Source organism: Citrobacter sp. Cpo126, from assembly GCF_030332445.1.
In the GTDB taxonomy this organism is placed as follows: Bacteria; Pseudomonadota; Gammaproteobacteria; order Enterobacterales; family Enterobacteriaceae; genus Citrobacter; species Citrobacter portucalensis.
This window is the reverse complement of record NZ_JAOWHT010000032.1, coordinates 148,011-164,989: the sequence shown is the minus strand read 5'-3', so window position 1 is coordinate 164,989 and position 16,979 is coordinate 148,011. Positions and strand designations below refer to the sequence as shown.

At 54.1% G+C, this 16,979-nt stretch carries 15 protein-coding genes; 8 read left to right on the top strand and 7 right to left on the bottom strand.

Annotated elements, in window-relative coordinates; all coding sequences use genetic code 11:
• Window positions 1-14: 14 nt before the first annotated feature.
• Window positions 15-932: a LysR family transcriptional regulator gene (locus tag OGY17_RS10075; protein WP_020996618.1), complete on the bottom strand. Its 918-nt coding sequence runs from the start codon at window positions 930-932 to the stop codon at window positions 15-17.
• A gap of 103 nt (window positions 933-1,035) precedes the next feature.
• Between OGY17_RS10075 and OGY17_RS10070 the strand changes: the two genes are divergently transcribed.
• From OGY17_RS10070 to OGY17_RS10055, 4 genes are all read left to right on the top strand, one after another.
• Window positions 1,036-2,118, top strand: coding sequence for a tartrate dehydrogenase (locus tag OGY17_RS10070; RefSeq protein ID WP_241176819.1), 1,083 nt, complete (start codon window positions 1,036-1,038; stop codon window positions 2,116-2,118).
• A gap of 251 nt (window positions 2,119-2,369) precedes the next feature.
• On the top strand, window positions 2,370-3,971 hold the full coding sequence (locus OGY17_RS10065) for a BCCT family transporter (RefSeq protein WP_286607137.1): 1,602 nt from the start codon (window positions 2,370-2,372) through the stop codon (window positions 3,969-3,971).
• A gap of 44 nt (window positions 3,972-4,015) precedes the next feature.
• On the top strand, window positions 4,016-5,140 hold the full coding sequence (gene yeaW / locus OGY17_RS10060) for a carnitine monooxygenase, oxygenase subunit YeaW (RefSeq protein WP_003833746.1): 1,125 nt from the start codon (window positions 4,016-4,018) through the stop codon (window positions 5,138-5,140).
• A 71-nt stretch (window positions 5,141-5,211) separates the two neighbouring features.
• Entirely contained in the window at window positions 5,212-6,177 is a 966-nt protein-coding gene (locus OGY17_RS10055) for a PDR/VanB family oxidoreductase (protein ID WP_286607135.1), read from the top strand.
• Window positions 6,178-6,226: 49 nt separating this feature from the next.
• Here the strand turns inward: OGY17_RS10055 and rnd are convergent, their stop codons facing one another.
• The 5 genes from rnd to yoaA all read right to left on the bottom strand — a co-directional run bounded on the left by rnd (window position 6,227) and on the right by yoaA (window position 12,660).
• Complete coding sequence (rnd, locus tag OGY17_RS10050) at window positions 6,227-7,342, bottom strand: ribonuclease D (RefSeq protein WP_057066803.1); 1,116 nt, start codon at window positions 7,340-7,342, stop codon at window positions 6,227-6,229.
• Between the two features lie 84 nt (window positions 7,343-7,426).
• The gene (gene fadD / locus OGY17_RS10045; protein WP_122973804.1) at window positions 7,427-9,112 is read right to left on the bottom strand and encodes a long-chain-fatty-acid--CoA ligase FadD; all 1,686 of its coding nucleotides are present in this window, start codon (window positions 9,110-9,112) and stop codon (window positions 7,427-7,429) included.
• Between the two features lie 204 nt (window positions 9,113-9,316).
• A complete protein-coding gene (locus OGY17_RS10040; protein WP_003020975.1) occupies window positions 9,317-9,901 on the bottom strand; it encodes a Slp family lipoprotein in 585 nt (194 codons plus the stop codon).
• A 94-nt stretch (window positions 9,902-9,995) separates the two neighbouring features.
• Entirely contained in the window at window positions 9,996-10,691 is a 696-nt protein-coding gene (gene tsaB / locus OGY17_RS10035) for a tRNA (adenosine(37)-N6)-threonylcarbamoyltransferase complex dimerization subunit type 1 TsaB (protein WP_057066805.1), read from the bottom strand.
• A 58-nt stretch (window positions 10,692-10,749) separates the two neighbouring features.
• On the bottom strand, window positions 10,750-12,660 hold the full coding sequence (yoaA, locus tag OGY17_RS10030) for a DNA repair helicase YoaA (protein ID WP_286607133.1): 1,911 nt from the start codon (window positions 12,658-12,660) through the stop codon (window positions 10,750-10,752).
• A gap of 141 nt (window positions 12,661-12,801) precedes the next feature.
• Between yoaA and OGY17_RS10025 the strand changes: the two genes are divergently transcribed.
• A complete protein-coding gene (locus OGY17_RS10025) occupies window positions 12,802-13,146 on the top strand; it encodes a RidA family protein (RefSeq protein WP_003020984.1) in 345 nt (114 codons plus the stop codon).
• Window positions 13,147-13,152: 6 nt separating this feature from the next.
• Here the strand turns inward: OGY17_RS10025 and OGY17_RS10020 are convergent, their stop codons facing one another.
• Window positions 13,153-13,332: a YoaH family protein gene (locus OGY17_RS10020; RefSeq protein ID WP_003020986.1), complete on the bottom strand. Its 180-nt coding sequence runs from the start codon at window positions 13,330-13,332 to the stop codon at window positions 13,153-13,155.
• Between the two features lie 83 nt (window positions 13,333-13,415).
• Between OGY17_RS10020 and pabB the strand changes: the two genes are divergently transcribed.
• From pabB to sdaA, 3 genes are all read left to right on the top strand, one after another.
• Window positions 13,416-14,777 (top strand): aminodeoxychorismate synthase component 1, encoded by a 1,362-nt coding sequence (pabB, locus tag OGY17_RS10015; RefSeq protein WP_286607131.1) that lies wholly within the window; start codon window positions 13,416-13,418, stop codon window positions 14,775-14,777.
• Between the two features lie 3 nt (window positions 14,778-14,780).
• Complete coding sequence (locus OGY17_RS10010) at window positions 14,781-15,359, top strand: CoA pyrophosphatase (protein ID WP_003020991.1); 579 nt, start codon at window positions 14,781-14,783, stop codon at window positions 15,357-15,359.
• A 183-nt stretch (window positions 15,360-15,542) separates the two neighbouring features.
• Complete coding sequence (gene sdaA, locus OGY17_RS10005) at window positions 15,543-16,907, top strand: L-serine ammonia-lyase (RefSeq protein ID WP_003833765.1); 1,365 nt, start codon at window positions 15,543-15,545, stop codon at window positions 16,905-16,907.
• Window positions 16,908-16,979: the final 72 nt, after the last annotated feature.

The following is a 16,979-nucleotide window of genomic DNA, read 5'->3' as shown; positions in this document are numbered from 1 at the left end:
AACCTATCGAGCATTTATTCCAAAGTAAACTTTGGGTAGTTTTCGGCAAAATAGCGGCGTAAATACTCAACCGTAATACGGATTTTTGCCGACGTCGCCAGCCGGGAGACATAAACCGCCCATATATTGGCGGGTTGATAATACTCAGGCAATATATGCACCAGATGTCCGCTGGCAATGTTGTCGCAAACGTCCCACCACGAACGCAAAGCAATTCCCTGCCCATCCAGACACCATTGATGTACCACTTCGCCATGGTTAGACGACAGCGGCCCCGTAACCTTTATTGAGTGTGCGCCCTCTTTATTACGCATTTGCCAGATACCAAACGGATGGTCACGTTCTTTAATAACCAGGCAGGGGAAAGTAGAAAGATCGTTCAGTTGTTTCGGCACTCCATGCCGCGCCACAAATTCCGGCGAGGCGCACAGAATACGATAGTTAGTCGCCAGCTTGCGGGCAATCAGGTTCGGCGCGATATCATCCCCGATACGAATATCGAGATCGACGCCCTCATTGACCATATCGACCAGACGGTCTTCAACATCGAACCTCAGTTCTAACTGCGGGTACTCTTTTGCCAGCGCAGACAGCGCCGGAGCGACCACCCGGCGGCCAAAACCAAAGCTACTGATAATTCGTAGCATCCCCTGCGGGATCTGCCTGGCATCGGACAGCTCGTCCATCATCTGATCGACATCCTGCAGGATCCTCTGTGCCCATTCGTAGATCCGCTCCCCCTCTTCCGTGATGGTTACGCGCCGCGTTGTTCGGTGCAACAGCACCACGTTCAGCGTTTGCTCCAACAGGGCAACGCGCTTACTGATAAAAGCCGGAGATACGCCCAGCTCTTCGGCAACGGCGGCAAATCCCGCACGACGGGCAACCAGCATAAAGACGCGTAAATCATTTAGCAGAGGCAGATTATTCATGATCTGTGTTTTATGTTTCACCAGTTAGGGGGATTAACTATTAATCAGTCAATTATAGGATACGGGGAAAGTCAATTTTGATGGCGTACAAGTGAGAGCTGCTATGAAGAAAACCTGTCGTATTGCCGCTATCCCCGGAGATGGCATTGGTAAAGAAGTCCTGCCTGAAGGCATTCAGGTGTTGCAGGCAGCCGCCGAGCGTTGGGGGTTGTCACTCAGCTTTGAGCAAATGGAATGGGCCAGCTGCGAGTACTACGCCCATCACGGGAAGATGATGCCGGATGACTGGCACGAGCAGTTACAATCCTTCGATGCTATCTATTTTGGTGCCGTTGGCTGGCCGGAAACCGTACCGGACCACATCTCATTATGGGGCTCGCTGCTTAAGTTTCGCCGCGAATTCGACCAGTATGTCAACCTGCGCCCGGTACGCCTGTTTCCGGGCGTACCTTGCCCACTGGCAGGTAAGCAGCCTGGCGACATCGATTTCTACGTGGTGCGCGAGAACACCGAGGGAGAATACTCTTCACTCGGCGGACGCGTAAGCGAAGGTACAGAACACGAAGTGGTTATCCAGGAGTCGGTCTTCACCCGTCGCGGCGTCGATCGTATATTGCGTTACGCTTTCGAGCTGGCACAAAATCGCCCGCGCAAAACCCTGACCTCGGCGACCAAATCCAACGGCCTGGCTATCAGCATGCCGTACTGGGACGAGCGCGTGGAAGCAATGGCGGCTCACTATCCCGAGATCCGTTGGGATAAACAGCATATTGATATACTCTGCGCCCGCTTTGTGATGCAGCCGGAGCGTTTTGACGTGGTGGTTGCCTCCAACCTGTTTGGCGACATCCTCTCCGATCTCGGTCCAGCCTGTACCGGAACGATTGGCATTGCGCCTTCAGCCAACTTAAACCCGGAACGCACCTTCCCGTCTCTGTTCGAGCCAGTACACGGTTCGGCCCCCGATATCTACGGCAAGAACCTCGCCAACCCTATAGCGACTATCTGGGCTGGCGCCATGATGCTCGATTTCCTTGGCAACGGTGATGCTAACTATAAAGCCGCCCACGACGGTATTCTGGCGGCAATTGAGCAGGTTATTGCCAGCGGCCCGAAAACACCGGATATGAAAGGCACTGCCACCACGCAACAGGTTGGTGAGGCCATCTCTCGGGCATTGCGTTAGAGGTCAAACCACGGAATATGAGCCGCGTCACTGACGCGGCTTTTTTATGCTTTTTATGGCGCCAATAACCTGCGCCAATTCACCTTTTATTATTTCCGTTCCGTGTTTTATTACTTCACGCATCGAGCAATTGTTTAATTCATGTAAAGAACAAATAATAAAATTGTTAAATACAAAGTCACTGATTCCCTACAGCATGATAACAACGACAGGCTAATGCCATACGCGGGCAACTGTGCCCAGGAGATCCCATGTTGAGCAACGTTAAGAAAAAAGACATGCCGCTGATAGCCATCAGTCTGGTGGCTATTCTTTTCATCGCCGCCACACTTAGTCTCTTCCCTCAGCAGTCTGCACAAGTCGCAAATACCCTTTTTAACGGCGTTACCCGGATGCTGGGTTCCGCCGTGCAGATCCTCGTTCTGATGGCGATGGGTCTGGTCGTCTGGCTGGCCACCAGCAAATACGGCAACATTCGTCTGGGAGAAGGAAAAGCGGAATACAGCACGCTGTCCTGGCTGTTTATGTTTATTTGTGCCGGACTAGGATCCTCCACGCTCTACTGGGGCGTTGCTGAGTGGGCCTATTATTACCAGACCCCGGGTCTGAATATCGCTCCGCACTCGCAAAAAGCGCTGGAATACAGCTTACCCTACTCTTTTTTCCATTGGGGAATCAGCGCCTGGGCGACCTATACGCTGGCTTCATTAACCATGGCCTACCACTTTCATGTGCGGAAAAACAAAGGGCTGAGCCTGTCCGGAATAATCGCCGCTATCACCGGCGTGCATCCGCAGGGCGTCTGGGGCCGGCTGGTTGATTTGATGTTCCTGATCGCCACAGTTGGCGCGTTAACCATCTCTCTGGTTGTCACCGCCGCCACCTTTACCCGTGGTTTATCTGCTCTCACGGGTTTACCGGACAACTTCACCGTACAGGCGTTTGTTATCCTGTTCTCTGGCGGCATTTTCTGTCTGAGCTCCTGGATTGGCATCAACAACGGCTTGCAACGTCTGAGCAAAATGGTCGGCTGGGGGGCGTTTTTACTGCCGCTGCTGGTGCTGATTGTCGGCCCGACCGAGTTCATCACCAACAACATCATTAACGCCATCGGTCTGACGACACAAAACTTTTTGCAGATGAGTCTGTTCACCGACCCGCTCGGCAACGGTGAGTTCACCCGCAACTGGACGGTGTTCTATTGGCTGTGGTGGATCTCCTACACCCCTGGCGTGGCAATGTTTGTCACTCGCGTATCCCGTGGTCGCAAAATCAAAGAGGTTATCTGGGCGTTAATCCTGGGTAGTACCGTTGGCTGCTGGTTCTTCTTTGGCGTGATGGAAAGCTACTCCATTCACCAATTTGTGAACGGTGTGATCGACGTACCGCAGGTTATGGCCACGTTAGGCGGCGAAACAGCCGTACAGCAAGTGTTGATGTCGTTGCCTGCCGGGAAACTGTTCCTGGTGGCGTATCTGGCGATCATGATTATTTTTCTCGCCTCGCATATGGATGCCGTCGCCTACACCATGGCGGCCACCAGCACGCGTAACCTGCAGGAAGGGGAAGATCCGCAGCGTAGCTTACGTCTGTTCTGGTGCGTGGTCATCACCCTGATCCCATTATCAATTTTGTTCACCGGCGCGTCCCTGGAAACCATGAAGACCACGGTGGTTCTGACCGCACTTCCCTTCCTCGCCATTCTGTTGGTGAAGGTTGGCGGTTTTCTTCGTTGGGTACGGCAGGACTATGCCCACGTTCCTGCACATCAAATTGAAGGTCATCTCCCCGAAACGCCAGTGGACGTCCCCGTCACACCACCGGCCGGGACATTACTCAAAGGCGACAATTAAGCGCCAGTAAAAAATCCTCTTACTCACAAATTAAAGGTATTCCAATGAGCAATCTGAGCCCTGAGTTTATTCTGCCGCAAAATTTCTGTGCCAACCCACAGGACGCCTGGACTATCCCTGCCCGGTTCTATACCGACCATCAGGCCTTCGAGCACGAGCAGGAGAAAGTGTTCGCTAAGAGCTGGATTTGCGTCGCCCACAGTAGCGAACTGGCGAAACCCAATGACTATGTAACCCGGGAAGTGATTGGCGAGAACATCGTGCTGGTACGTGGTCGCGATAACGTGCTGCGCGCGTTCTACAACGTTTGCCCGCATCGTGGTCATCAGCTGTTGAGCGGCGAAGGGAAAGCGAAAAATGTGATTACCTGCCCTTACCACGCCTGGGCATTCAAGCTTGACGGTAACCTGGCGCATGCACGTAACTGCGAAAACGTTGCCAACTTCGACAGTGAGAAAGCACATCTCACCCCGGTACGGCTGGAAGAATATGCCGGATTCGTGTTTATCAACATGGATCCGAACGCGGGCAGCGTGGAAGAGCAACTCCCAGGTCTTGCAGACAAAGTTATCGAAGCCTGCCCTGATGTGCATGACCTGAAGCTGGCGGCGCGCTTTACGACCCGAACTCCAGCCAACTGGAAGAATATTGTCGATAACTATCTGGAGTGCTACCACTGCGGCCCGGCTCACCCTGGTTTTTCCGACTCGGTTCAGGTTGATCGTTACTGGCATACTATGCACGGCAACTGGACGCTACAATACGGTTTCGCCAAACCGTCAGAGCAGTCATTTAAGTTCGAAGAAGGTGTTGATGCCGCCTTCCACGGTTTCTGGCTGTGGCCGTGCACCATGCTCAACGTTACGCCAATCAAAGGCATGATGACCGTTATCTACGAATTTCCAGTGGATGCAGAAACTACGCTGCAAAACTATGACATCTACTTCACCAACGAAGAGCTGACCGAAGAGCAGAAACAACTGATCGAATGGTATCGCAACGTCTTCCGCCCTGAAGATTTACGTCTGGTTGAAAGCGTCCAAAAAGGGTTGAAATCGCGCGGGTATCGCGGTCAGGGCCGCATTATGGCCGACACCAGCGGCAGCGGTATCTCCGAACATGGCATTGCCCATTTCCATAATCTGGTCGCGCAGGTGTTTCAGGAATAACCAGAGGCTGTAACGACAGGTTCCGGCGCATCGTCAAGCCGCGCCGGACAGATTTTTTAGGGAGTGCCGCAATGTCTGATTATCAAATGCAAGAAGTCCGGGTCAGCCGGATTGAGACGATTACAGCGCAGGTAAAACGCTTTACCTTAACGGCGACATCAGGCGAGCCGTTGCCCGCGTTTCAGGGTGGCAGCCATATTATCGTGCAGATGCGCGATGGCGAGAATCTGTACAGCAATGCTTACTCGCTGATGAGTTCACCCTTTGATACGAGCGCCTGGCAAATCGCCGTACGACTGGAGGAAGCATCCAAAGGCGGCTCACGATATCTGCATCAAAACGTGAAACCCGGCGATACGCTCACGATCTCCACACCAAACAATCTGTTCGCCCTCGCTCCTCAGGCACAACAACATCTGTTGATTGCTGGAGGTATCGGCATCACACCGTTTTTATCGCATATCCCGGAGCTGGAACATTCTAAGGCGCAATGGCAACTGCATTATTGCTCTCCCAGTCAGGACAACTGCGCGTTTTATGACGAACTCCTGCAGCACCCCAGCGTCGATCGTATTCATCTGCATCTGTCAAGCGCAGGGACCCGCCTTGATTTATCTCGCCTGCTGGCCGATGTCGAACCCGGCACACATATTTACACCTGCGGGCCAGCAGTGCTCAACGATGCCGTCAGAGAAGCGGCTTCCCTCCATAGACTGGACAGCAATACGCTACATTTCGAACAATTTGCGCTGGAAGATAAAAGCGGAGATGCCTTTACCCTGATTCTGGCGCGTTCCGGACGCGAGTTTGTGGTCCGGGAAGAGATGACCATTTTGCAGGTTATCGAAAATAACAAAGCCGCGCGCGTTGAGTGCCTGTGCCGGGAAGGTGTTTGCGGCACCTGTGAAACGACGATTCTTGAAGGGGAAGCGGATCACCGCGATCAGTATTTCAGCGACGACGAAAAAGCCAGCCAGCAAAGCATGCTTATTTGCTGCTCACGCGCCAAAGGTAAGCGCCTGGTGCTTGATTTGTAGTGTTGCGCAGGCCGGGTTAGCAATGGCGCAACCCGGCGAGCCTGGTGACTTACTGCGGATATTCCTGCAGCAGCGCGTTGAGACGATCGGACATCAGTTCGCCACGCCAACCGGAAACCAACTCCGGCAGGGTCTGCTGCGGCTTTAATTTCCAGTGCCAGTTGAGTAGCTGGTTGATTTGACGGCGTGAAGCCAGCAGTTCGACGCTAAGATTATGCTCAGTACTCACCTCGGCAACCAGCGCCTTAATAGCTTTAAACGCTTTGCGGTATCCAGGCATATCCATCAAATTCAGCAGCGGTTGCGGCAGTGATTCTTCCGGTAAAGCCTGCGCTTTTTCTACCAGAGAAATCAGCGTTTTGCCGTGGAAGCGAATTTCACTACCGGAAAGGCCGAGGCTGTCCAGTTCACCCAGACTCCCTGGCATATAACGAGCGACCGCCCACAGGTGTTCTTCACGCACCACAAAGTTCACCGCCAGATCGCGCTCACGCGCTTTACGCAGTCGCCAGTCGGCAAGCAGTTGCAGGCAGGCCAACTGACGAGTACGCAACTGCCAGGCGTTAGTGATATCGCGCCATGCGTCTTCAGGCGCCAGAACCTCCTGGCGACGCTGCTGCATTAAGCGACATTCGTCCAGTGCGGCTGGCAGCCAGCCGCTGGCTTCAGTTTCAACCATCAGTTTTGTGGTGATCGGTAATAGATACCAGACATCAGCCGCCGCGTACTCACACTGACGCTCGGTCAGCGGTCTGGCCAGCCAGTCGGTGCGGGATTCGCTTTTGTCCAGCGCCACCCCCGTAAACTCTTCCACCATCGCGGCAAACCCCCACGACAGCGGACGACCGCAAAAAGCAGCCAGAATTTGTGTATCAATCAACGGCTGCGGCAGTTCGCCAAAAGCGTTGAGAAACACTTCCAGATCTTCGCTACCTGCATGCAGGAATTTGGTGATGGCAGTATCACGCAGAATATCGCGCAGCGGCGACCAGTCGGTGATCCCCTGCGGATCAATCAGAGCAACGTGTTTGCCATCAAACAGCTGGATCAGCCCCAACTGCGGATAATAGGTACGCGTGCGAACAAATTCTGTATCCAGGGCTATCGCCGGAAATTCACGGACGGCTTCGCACAGCGTGGCCAACGCGTCGTCCGTGGTGATCATTTGATAATTCAAATCGTGCTCTCTTAGGTTTGCGCCAAAAAAAACGCCGGATTTCCCGGCGTTTTCTACTGGCTGACTTAACGCTCAGCCTTTATTGTCCACTTTGGCACGCGCTTCGTCACGTAATTCTCGTCGCAAAATTTTACCAACGTTAGATTTCGGCAACTCATCGCGAAACTCCACCAGCTTTGGTACTTTATAGCCCGTCAGGTGACGACGACAGAAAGTGACCAGCGCTTCATCGGTTAACGAGGCATCTTTCTTCACTACGAAAATTTTCACCGCTTCACCGCTGCTGCCGGACGGAACCCCAACCGCAGCCACTTCCTGCACGCCAGGGTGTTGCATAACCACGTCTTCAATTTCGTTCGGATAGACGTTAAAGCCGGATACCAGGATCATGTCCTTCTTACGATCGACAATACGCAGGAAGCCTTCATCATCCATCACCGCAATATCGCCGGTGTGCAGCCAGCCGTCTTTGATGATTTCGTCAGTGGCGTCCGGTCGCTGCCAGTAGCCCAGCATCACCTGTGGACCTTTCACACACAACTCACCCGGTTCTCCCGGCGGCACTTCGTTGTCGTCGTCGTCCACCAGCTTGACCTCAGTGGAGGGAACCGGTAAACCGATACTTCCGCTGTGGTAGTCAATATCGTGAGGGTTAACACTCACCAGCGGCGCGCACTCCGTCAGGCCATAACCTTCCAGAAGATACTGCCCTGTCAGCTTCACCCAGCGCTCAGCCACTGCCTGTTGAACCGGCATTCCGCCACCTGCTGAAAGGTGCAGTGACGAGAAGTCCAGTTGCTGAAACTCTTTGTTATTCAGCAGCGCGTTAAACAGCGTATTGACGCCGGTCATCGCGGTAAACGGATACTTCGCCAGTTCTTTGACCAGTCCTGGGATATCACGCGGGTTAGTAATCAGCAGGTTTTGACCACCCAGCTCAATAAACAGCAGGCAGTTCATCGTCAGCGCAAAAATGTGATACAGCGGTAGAGCCGTTACCACCAGTTCTTTGCCCGGATGCAGCAACGGGCCGTAGGTGGCGTTAACCTGCTCCAGGTTAGCCAGCATGTTGCGGTGCGTGAGCATCGCGCCTTTCGCCACGCCGGTTGTCCCGCCGGTATATTGCAGGAACGCCAGATCTTCCGACACCACTTCGGGTTTCACATACTGCATGCGATAGCCGTTTTGCAGCGCACTGCGAAACGAGATGGCATCCGGCAGGTGATACTTCGGCACCAGGCGCTTGATGTACTTCACGACAAAGTTAACCAGCGTTCCTTTGGCGGTCGACAGCTGATCGCCCATACGCGTCAGGATCACGTGTTGCACCGACGTTTTGTCGACCACTTTTTCCAGCGTGTGGGCAAAGTTGGACACGATGACAATCGCCGACGCGCCGCTATCGTTGAGCTGATGTTCCAGCTCGCGAGGCGTATACAACGGGTTCACATTCACGACGATCATGCCGGCACGTAAAATCCCAAACAGTGCGACCGGATATTGCAGCAGATTCGGCATCATCAGCGCGACGCGATCGCCCTTTTTCAGCCCGAGCCCCTGTTGTAAATAAGCGGCAAACGCACGGCTACGCTCTTCAAGCTTGCGGAAGGTCATCACCTCCCCCATGTTTACAAACGCGGGCTGATCGGCATAGCGTCTTACTGAGTGTTCAAAGAGTTCCACCAGGGATTGATAACGGTCAGGATTGATCTCCGCAGGAACACCAGCGGGATAACGGTTAAGCCAAACCTTTTTCAATACATCACCTCTAAAATGCGTATTCGTCGTCATCACAACCCCAGGCAACAAACAAACTGTTAACATAATATTAACTCAGCGTACCAGTTTGTTTATTACACAACGACAAGGTTGCGAAGCACGTCACTATTTATTTTTCTTATATCCACGTTAATGCAGAAACAGCGGACGAGCCGCTGTTTCTTTTACCAATAAAACAAAGAGTTACTCTGTTACTATGGTCTGAACCTGTGCCGGGCCGGGATTGTACCAGCCCCATCCGCCGTAGCCGCCGTAAGGCCAGCCACGCGCACCGTAGAACCAGGGGTCGATAGGCTGAGGCGGCATGACAATCTGCTGAGTAATATGCCAACGTTTATAACCAGTTACCTGCATCAGCATGAATTTATACGGCGTATTACCGATTTTTCCGTCCACCGTACCGCTTATCGGGCCGACGACGGTGACCAACTGACCACGGAAATCTACCGGGTCGAGAAAGCCATTTACATCAGCATAAATCCGCCCACGAGAGGCTTCACCCAGCACGGGGCGTGCACCGCTATCGAGCGGAACGGTGGCAATTTCCAGACGGGATTTTCCCTGCTGGTTCTGAATATCCACCACTTTGCCGCCGAAACGCGCTTCCTGTCCGACATACAGCTGCGGCGCATTCATCACCCGCACCAGATCCTGCTGCGGCATCGGGCTCGAACCTTTAATCGCATCCGGGATGGTGACGCAGCCGCTAAGCATTAACGCTAAGGCCCCCGCCAACACACCTTTCAATAACTGCTTTTGCACCGCCATATTGTGACTCCCTTTTCTTAGCTTCTGCCCCGGCCTGTTCACAATGCTGTGCACTGACGACTGTACGTCTTAGCCGGGGTTCTACTACTAAGATTCATTCTTTACCGGGAAGTTTCTTCCACGCCACGGTGTTACGTAAATAAACCGGTTCAGCGTGTTCGACCGCTACGGTCTCACCCGCAGCCAGCATTTGCGTGGCGACGGGCAGCATGTCTTCAGCCGCTGGAAGCAGCACGTCACCATCGCTGAGCGTCAGCCCGCTGTCTTTACCAAGCTCAGGCCATGCCGGCCAGCCCGTCCCGACCGTCACCCAGTCGCCAGACAGCTGCAATAAGCGCTCATGTACCTGCTCGGGGGTTAACACCGCTTCGGTTTCTTCACCGTGCCAGTTACCGTTGTCATCACGCTGGTATTCGGCCCAGTAGACTTCGCCCATTCGCGCGTCAATCGCCGCCAGCACGCGAGTCGCGCCCGACTTACGCCAGGCGCCCTGCGCCATGGTTGCCAGGGTGGAGACGCCGATCATCGGTAAGTTTGCGCCTAACGCCAGCCCCTGAGCAATGCCAATACCGATACGCACGCCGGTGAAACTGCCGGGACCGCGACCAAACGCCAGGGCGTCGATATCGGTTAACGTGAGATCGCCAGCGGCCAGGATTTCCTGAACCATCGGTAAAATTCGTTGGGTGTGTTCTCGTGGGCAAAGCTCAAAGAGAGCCTTGATAGTACCGTCATTCCACAGGGCAACAGAGCACGCCTCTGTGGCGGTATCGATAGCCAGAATTCGCATGGGTGTTTGTGATCAGATCAATAAATTTGGCGCGCATCTTACCACACTCCGTAACAAATTACTCAGTCGTTGGTATGGCAAGAAAGCGAACCGCGCGAGCGATGTCACGCGTCCGCGGCGCAGGTGGAAGACTCGCCAGGAAGGTGGCGCCGTATGGCCGCATAACCAGACGATTGTCGCAAATCACCAGCACGCCGCGATCGTCAGCATCACGTATCAGACGCCCTACCCCCTGCTTCAGGGTGATTACCGCATCCGGCAACTGGACGTCTTCAAACGGATCGCCGCCGCGCAGTCGACAATCCTCCATTCGGGCTTTTAACAGCGGGTCGTCCGGCGAGGTAAACGGCAGTTTATCGATTATTACCAGCGACAGGGTATCGCCGCGCACGTCCACGCCTTCCCAGAAGCTGCTGGTGGCAACCAGTAGCGCATTACCTGCGCTGACAAACTGCTGTAGCAGTTGTCCTTTGCTGGTTTCGCCCTGCAGCAGTACGGGAAGCGTCATAGTAGCGCGGAATTGTTCCGCCAGATCGCGCATCATCGCGTGCGAAGTGCACAGCATAAAACAGCGACCGTTGTTCGCTTCGATAATAGGTCGCAGCATGGATGCCAGCTGACGCGCAGACCCCGGCTGGTTGGTTTGCGGGAGATTACGCGGTACGCACAGCAGCGCCTGGCGCGTGTAATCAAATGGGCTTGGCAGCAGCATCGACTCGGCATCTTCAATACCCAGTCGTGCAGTGAAATGATGAAGGTCATCGTTTACCGACAGCGTCGCGGAAGTAAAAATCCAGCAGCCCGGCTTTTGTTCCATCACTTCTTTGAATTTATCCGCCACCGTAAGCGGTGTCAGCGCGAGGGTAAAATGGCGGGAGGTGCATTCATACCAGTAGCTGAAGCCTGGCTGGTTGATCTCTTTCAGGCGCTTCAGACGCGCACGATAAAGCGTGGCGCGCTCAAACGCGGCATCCAGCAATGCCGAACGCCCAAGAGACAGCTTCGCCACGTCATAACACAGCTCCAGCGTGTCATCGAGCAGCAAAAACGCGCGCTGTACGCGCTGGTCGGCCAGCAGTTCCCGCAGGTTTCCGCGATAGCCCGGCTCACCAAGCTGCAAGCGGAAGTCCTGAGCGCTTTGTGCAAGGCGATCGGCGCACTTTTGCAGCTGCTGAGTGTCTTTCAGCTCGGTGCGATAGGCAATGGTGATGTCTTTCGCCAGGTCTAACAGCTGGCGACTGGAGAGTGATTGACCAAAGTACTGGCTGGCGATATCCGGTAACTGATGCGCTTCATCGAAGATCATCACATCAGCTTCCGGGATCAGTTCGCCAAACCCGCTCTCTTTTACCACCATATCGGCGAGAAACAGATGATGGTTAACCACGACAACATCCGCATCCATCGCTTTTTTACGCGCTTTAACTACAAAACACTCTTTATACAGCGGGCAGTCGCTGCCCAGACAGTTGTCATTAGTGCTGGTCACCAGCGGCCAGGCCTGAGAGTCTTCCGCCACGCTGACGCAGGTGCTGATGTCCCCATCAAGAGTTTGATTTGACCAGGAGCGCAGCAGAATGACGTCGCTTAACGTTTGTACCGGCAAGTCGCCACCCGCCAGCGCCTGCTGTTCGAGACGCTCAAGGCACAGATAGTTTGAACGCCCTTTCAGCAGCGCCAGTTTACCTGTGAACTTCAGTGCTTTCGCGACGGTCGGGAGGTCGCGGCTGTATAGCTGATCCTGCAACGCCTTCGAGCCCGTGGAGACAATGACCTTCTTTCCGGCACGCAGCGCTGGGGCAAGATAAGCGTAGGTTTTACCCGTTCCGGTTCCGGCCTCTACCACCAGCGGTTGTGATTTTTCGATGGCATGACTGACGGCGATGGCCATCTGCCGCTGTGGTTCTCGCGGTTTAAAACCCGGTATCGCTTTAGCCAACTGACCGTCTGCTGCAAAATCGTCCGTCACACTGCCCCCTGTTCATTTGAACAGGGATTATGTCAGGCCAGCGGGTCTTTCGCCAGTTGAAGAGGTGACGTGGGCACAACATTATGGCAGTCTTGGCGCAACCCAAAGCTATTATGAAAAAACGTAAACGAGGAATGATTTATGACGATTGTGCGCATTGATGCCGAAGCGCGTTGGTCTGACGTGGTAATCCACAACAACACGCTGTATTACACCGGCGTGCCGGAAAATCTGGATGCAGACGCCTTTGAGCAGACGGCAAATACGCTGGCGCAAATTGATGCGGTGCTGGAAAAACAAGGCAGCAACAAGTCACGTATTCTTGATGCCACCCTGTTTTTGGCAGACAAAAACGATTTTGCCGCCATGAACAAAGCCTGGGACGCGTGGGTCGTTGCTGGCCACGCGCCGGTACGTTGTACCGTTCAGGCCGGATTGATGAACCCGAAATACAAAGTTGAGATTAAGATAATCGCTGCAGTTTAAGCGGCGTTATTCGTCTTCATCTTCAAAACGCGCCACGATCCGCTCGCCGGTATGACTGGCGCGTAACTCTTCAGCAACCAGAGCAATGGCTTGTCCGCTGCTCATCCCCTGCGACATCAGCTCCTGAATACGCTCTACCGCTTTTTGCTGCTGCTCATGACTGAGTGAAGGTAAACCTGCAAACATTGTTAACTCCTGCTAAATTGTCTGCGCTAATTATTTCATGCTACCGGGCAGTTAGCCAGTAGAGTAGCAACGAGTCAGGACTGATGAAGACGTTATCTCCCGCAGTAATCACATTACCCTGGCGTCAGGACGCCGCTGAACGCTATTTTTCAACATTAAGCCATCTGCCCTGGGCGATGCTGCTGCATTCAGGTCAAGCCGACCATCCGCATAACCGCTTTGATATTCTGGTGGCGGATCCCGTCACCACGTTGGTTACACGTGCTGAAGAGACCGTAGTGCAGGACGGGCACGCAATCACGCGCTCGCTTGATGATCCAATGACGGTATTACATTCCGCGCTAGCTGCACACAAGATTCACCCCGAGTATCACCCGGATCTGCCGTTTCAGGGCGGCGCGTTAGGTCTGTTTGGCTACGACCTTGGCCGACGCTTTGAATCTCTGCCGACTATTGCTGAGCGCGATATTACGCTACCGGATATGGCCGTTGGCATTTACGACTGGGCGCTGATTGTTGACCACAAGTTGCAGACCGTATCGCTGCTCAGCCATACCGATGTCGAGGCTCGCCTGAAATGGCTCGACGCGCAACAACCGCCAACGCGTGAGCCGTTTACATTGACCTCGGCGTGGCAGTCCAATATGAGCCGCGCCCGGTATGGCGAAAAATTCCGCCAGGTACAGGGCTATCTGCACAGCGGCGATTGTTACCAGGTCAACCTCGCGCAGCGTTTTCAAGCGCATTACGAGGGGGATGAGTGGCAGGCATTTGTCAAACTCAATCACGCTAACCGCGCCCCGTTCAGCGCGTTTATTCGTCTTGAGGAAGGCGTTATCCTCAGCCTTTCGCCAGAACGTTTTATTCTGCTGGAGAACCAGCATATCCAGACCCGTCCTATTAAAGGTACGTTGCCCAGGCTTGAAGGTGCCGATGCCGATCGTGAGCAGGCCCGGCGGCTGGCGAATTCGCCGAAGGATCGTGCGGAGAACCTGATGATCGTCGATTTGATGCGTAATGATATTGGCCGCGTTGCCGTACCGGGTTCGGTACAGGTTCCGGAGCTGTTTGTGGTCGAACCGTTCCCTGCTGTTCATCATTTGGTCAGCACCATTACCGCGCGTCTGCCAGAGTCATTACACGCCACCGACCTGCTGCGCGCCGCCTTCCCTGGCGGCTCTATTACCGGTGCGCCGAAAGTGCGGGCGATGGAAATTATTGACGAACTGGAGCCACAAAGACGTAATGCCTGGTGCGGCAGCATCGGTTATCTGAGTTTCTGCGGCAATATGGATACCTGCATCACCATTCGCACGCTGACAGCCACAAACGGACAAATTTATTGTTCCGCTGGCGGCGGCATAGTGGCGGACAGTCAGGAAGACGCTGAATATCAGGAAACGTTTGATAAAGTGAATCGTATTTTGCACCAACTGGAGAACTGAGACGTGGAATACAGCAGCCTGACGCTTGATGATTTTTTATCGCGCTTCCAACTCCTGCGCCCGCAGGTCAACCATGCCGCGTTAAACCAGCGCCAGGCCGCCGTACTGATCCCCGTCGTGCGTCGTCCACAGCCTGGGTTGCTGTTAACCCAGCGATCCGTTCATCTGCGCAAGCACGCCGGACAGGTCGCCTTTCCCGGCGGCGCGGTGGATAGCAGCGACGCCTCGTTGATTGCCGCCGCCCTTCGCGAAGCGCAGGAAGAAGTGGCGATCCCCCCTTCTTGCGTTGAGGTGATTGGCGTTCTGCCACCGGTCGACAGCGTGACCGGCTTCCAGGTCACACCGGTGGTAGGGATTATCCCGCCAAATTTGCCGTATCGCGCAAGTGAAGACGAAGTTTCCGCCGTGTTCGAAATGCCGCTGGCGCAGGCCCTGCATTTAGGTCGTTATCACCCGTTGGATATCTACCGCCGCGGCGATTCACATCGTGTATGGCTTTCCTGGTATGAGCAATATTTCGTCTGGGGAATGACCGCCGGAATAATTCGTGAGCTGGCGCTGCAAATTGGCGTCAAGCCCTGACTATACTTATCTTTACGCACTCCATAGACAACTTGAAACTCAGGTCACAACATTAGTAAAACCGCGGTTATCTATTAGTTTAATTCATGTGAATAGTTAAGCCGATCGCCGCGTTCCCTCTTACACTATGCGCAGTTATAACATCGTTACTGGAAAGCCCAGTCGCCCTGTAGGAGTATTATCGTGATTAGTCTATTCGACATGTTTAAGGTGGGGATTGGTCCCTCATCTTCCCATACCGTAGGGCCTATGAAGGCGGGTAAACAGTTCGTCGATGACCTGGTCGAAAAAGGATTACTGGACAGCGTTACTCGTGTCGCCGTCGACGTGTATGGTTCACTGTCGCTCACGGGTAAAGGTCACCACACCGATATCGCCATTATTATGGGTCTGGCGGGCAATGAGCCTGCTACCGTGGATATTGATAGCATCCCCGGATTTATCCGCGACGTAGAAACGCGTGGACGCCTGCTGCTTGCGCAAGGTCAGCACGAAGTGGATTTCCCGCAGAATGACGGGATGCGTTTTCACAACGGCAACCTGCCGCTGCATGAAAACGGAATGCAGATCCATGCGTACAATGGCGAAACCGTCATTTATAGCAAAACCTACTACTCAATCGGCGGTGGATTCATCGTTGATGAAGAACATTTTGGTCAGGATGCCGCGGGCGAGGTCAGCGTGCCTTATCCGTTCAAATCCGCGACTGAAATGCTGGAGTACTGCAACAGCACCGGCCTGTCTCTCTCTGGCATGGCGATGCAGAACGAACTTGCTCTGCACAGCAAAAAAGAGATTGAAGAGTACTTTGGCCACGTCTGGCAAACCATGCAGGCCTGTATCGATCGTGGCATGAACACCGAAGGTGTGTTGCCGGGTCCGCTGCGCGTTCCTCGTCGTGCTTCGGCTCTGCGTCGTATGCTGGTTTCCAGCGATAAGCTGTCCAACGATCCGATGAACGTGATCGACTGGGTGAACATGTTCGCCCTGGCCGTTAACGAAGAAAACGCCGCGGGCGGTCGCGTAGTGACAGCGCCAACCAACGGTGCCTGCGGTATCGTGCCTGCGGTACTGGCCTATTACGATCATTTCATCGAGTCCGTCAGCCCGGATATCTATACCCGCTATTTCCTGGCGGCCGGTGCAATTGGCGCGTTGTACAAAATGAACGCCTCAATCTCGGGTGCAGAAGTAGGTTGTCAAGGTGAAGTGGGCGTAGCCTGCTCCATGGCTGCCGCTGGTCTGGCTGAACTGTTGGGCGCGAGCCCTGAGCAGGTGTGTGTTGCTGCCGAAATCGGCATGGAACATAACCTCGGCTTAACCTGCGATCCGGTTGCCGGTCAGGTACAGGTTCCATGCATTGAGCGTAACGCCATTGCTTCAGTGAAGGCGATAAACGCTGCGCGTATGGCAATGCGCCGTACCAGCGCGCCGCGCGTCTCGCTGGATAAAGTCATTGAGACCATGTACGAAACAGGTAAAGACATGAACGCCAAATACCGCGAAACGTCACGCGGTGGCCTGGCAATCAAAGTTCAATGTGACTAATACTTAGTTTTCGCCCATCTGCGACGGATGGGCGAATTTGCCCCCTCTCCCTCGTCTACTGTAATTTTCCCC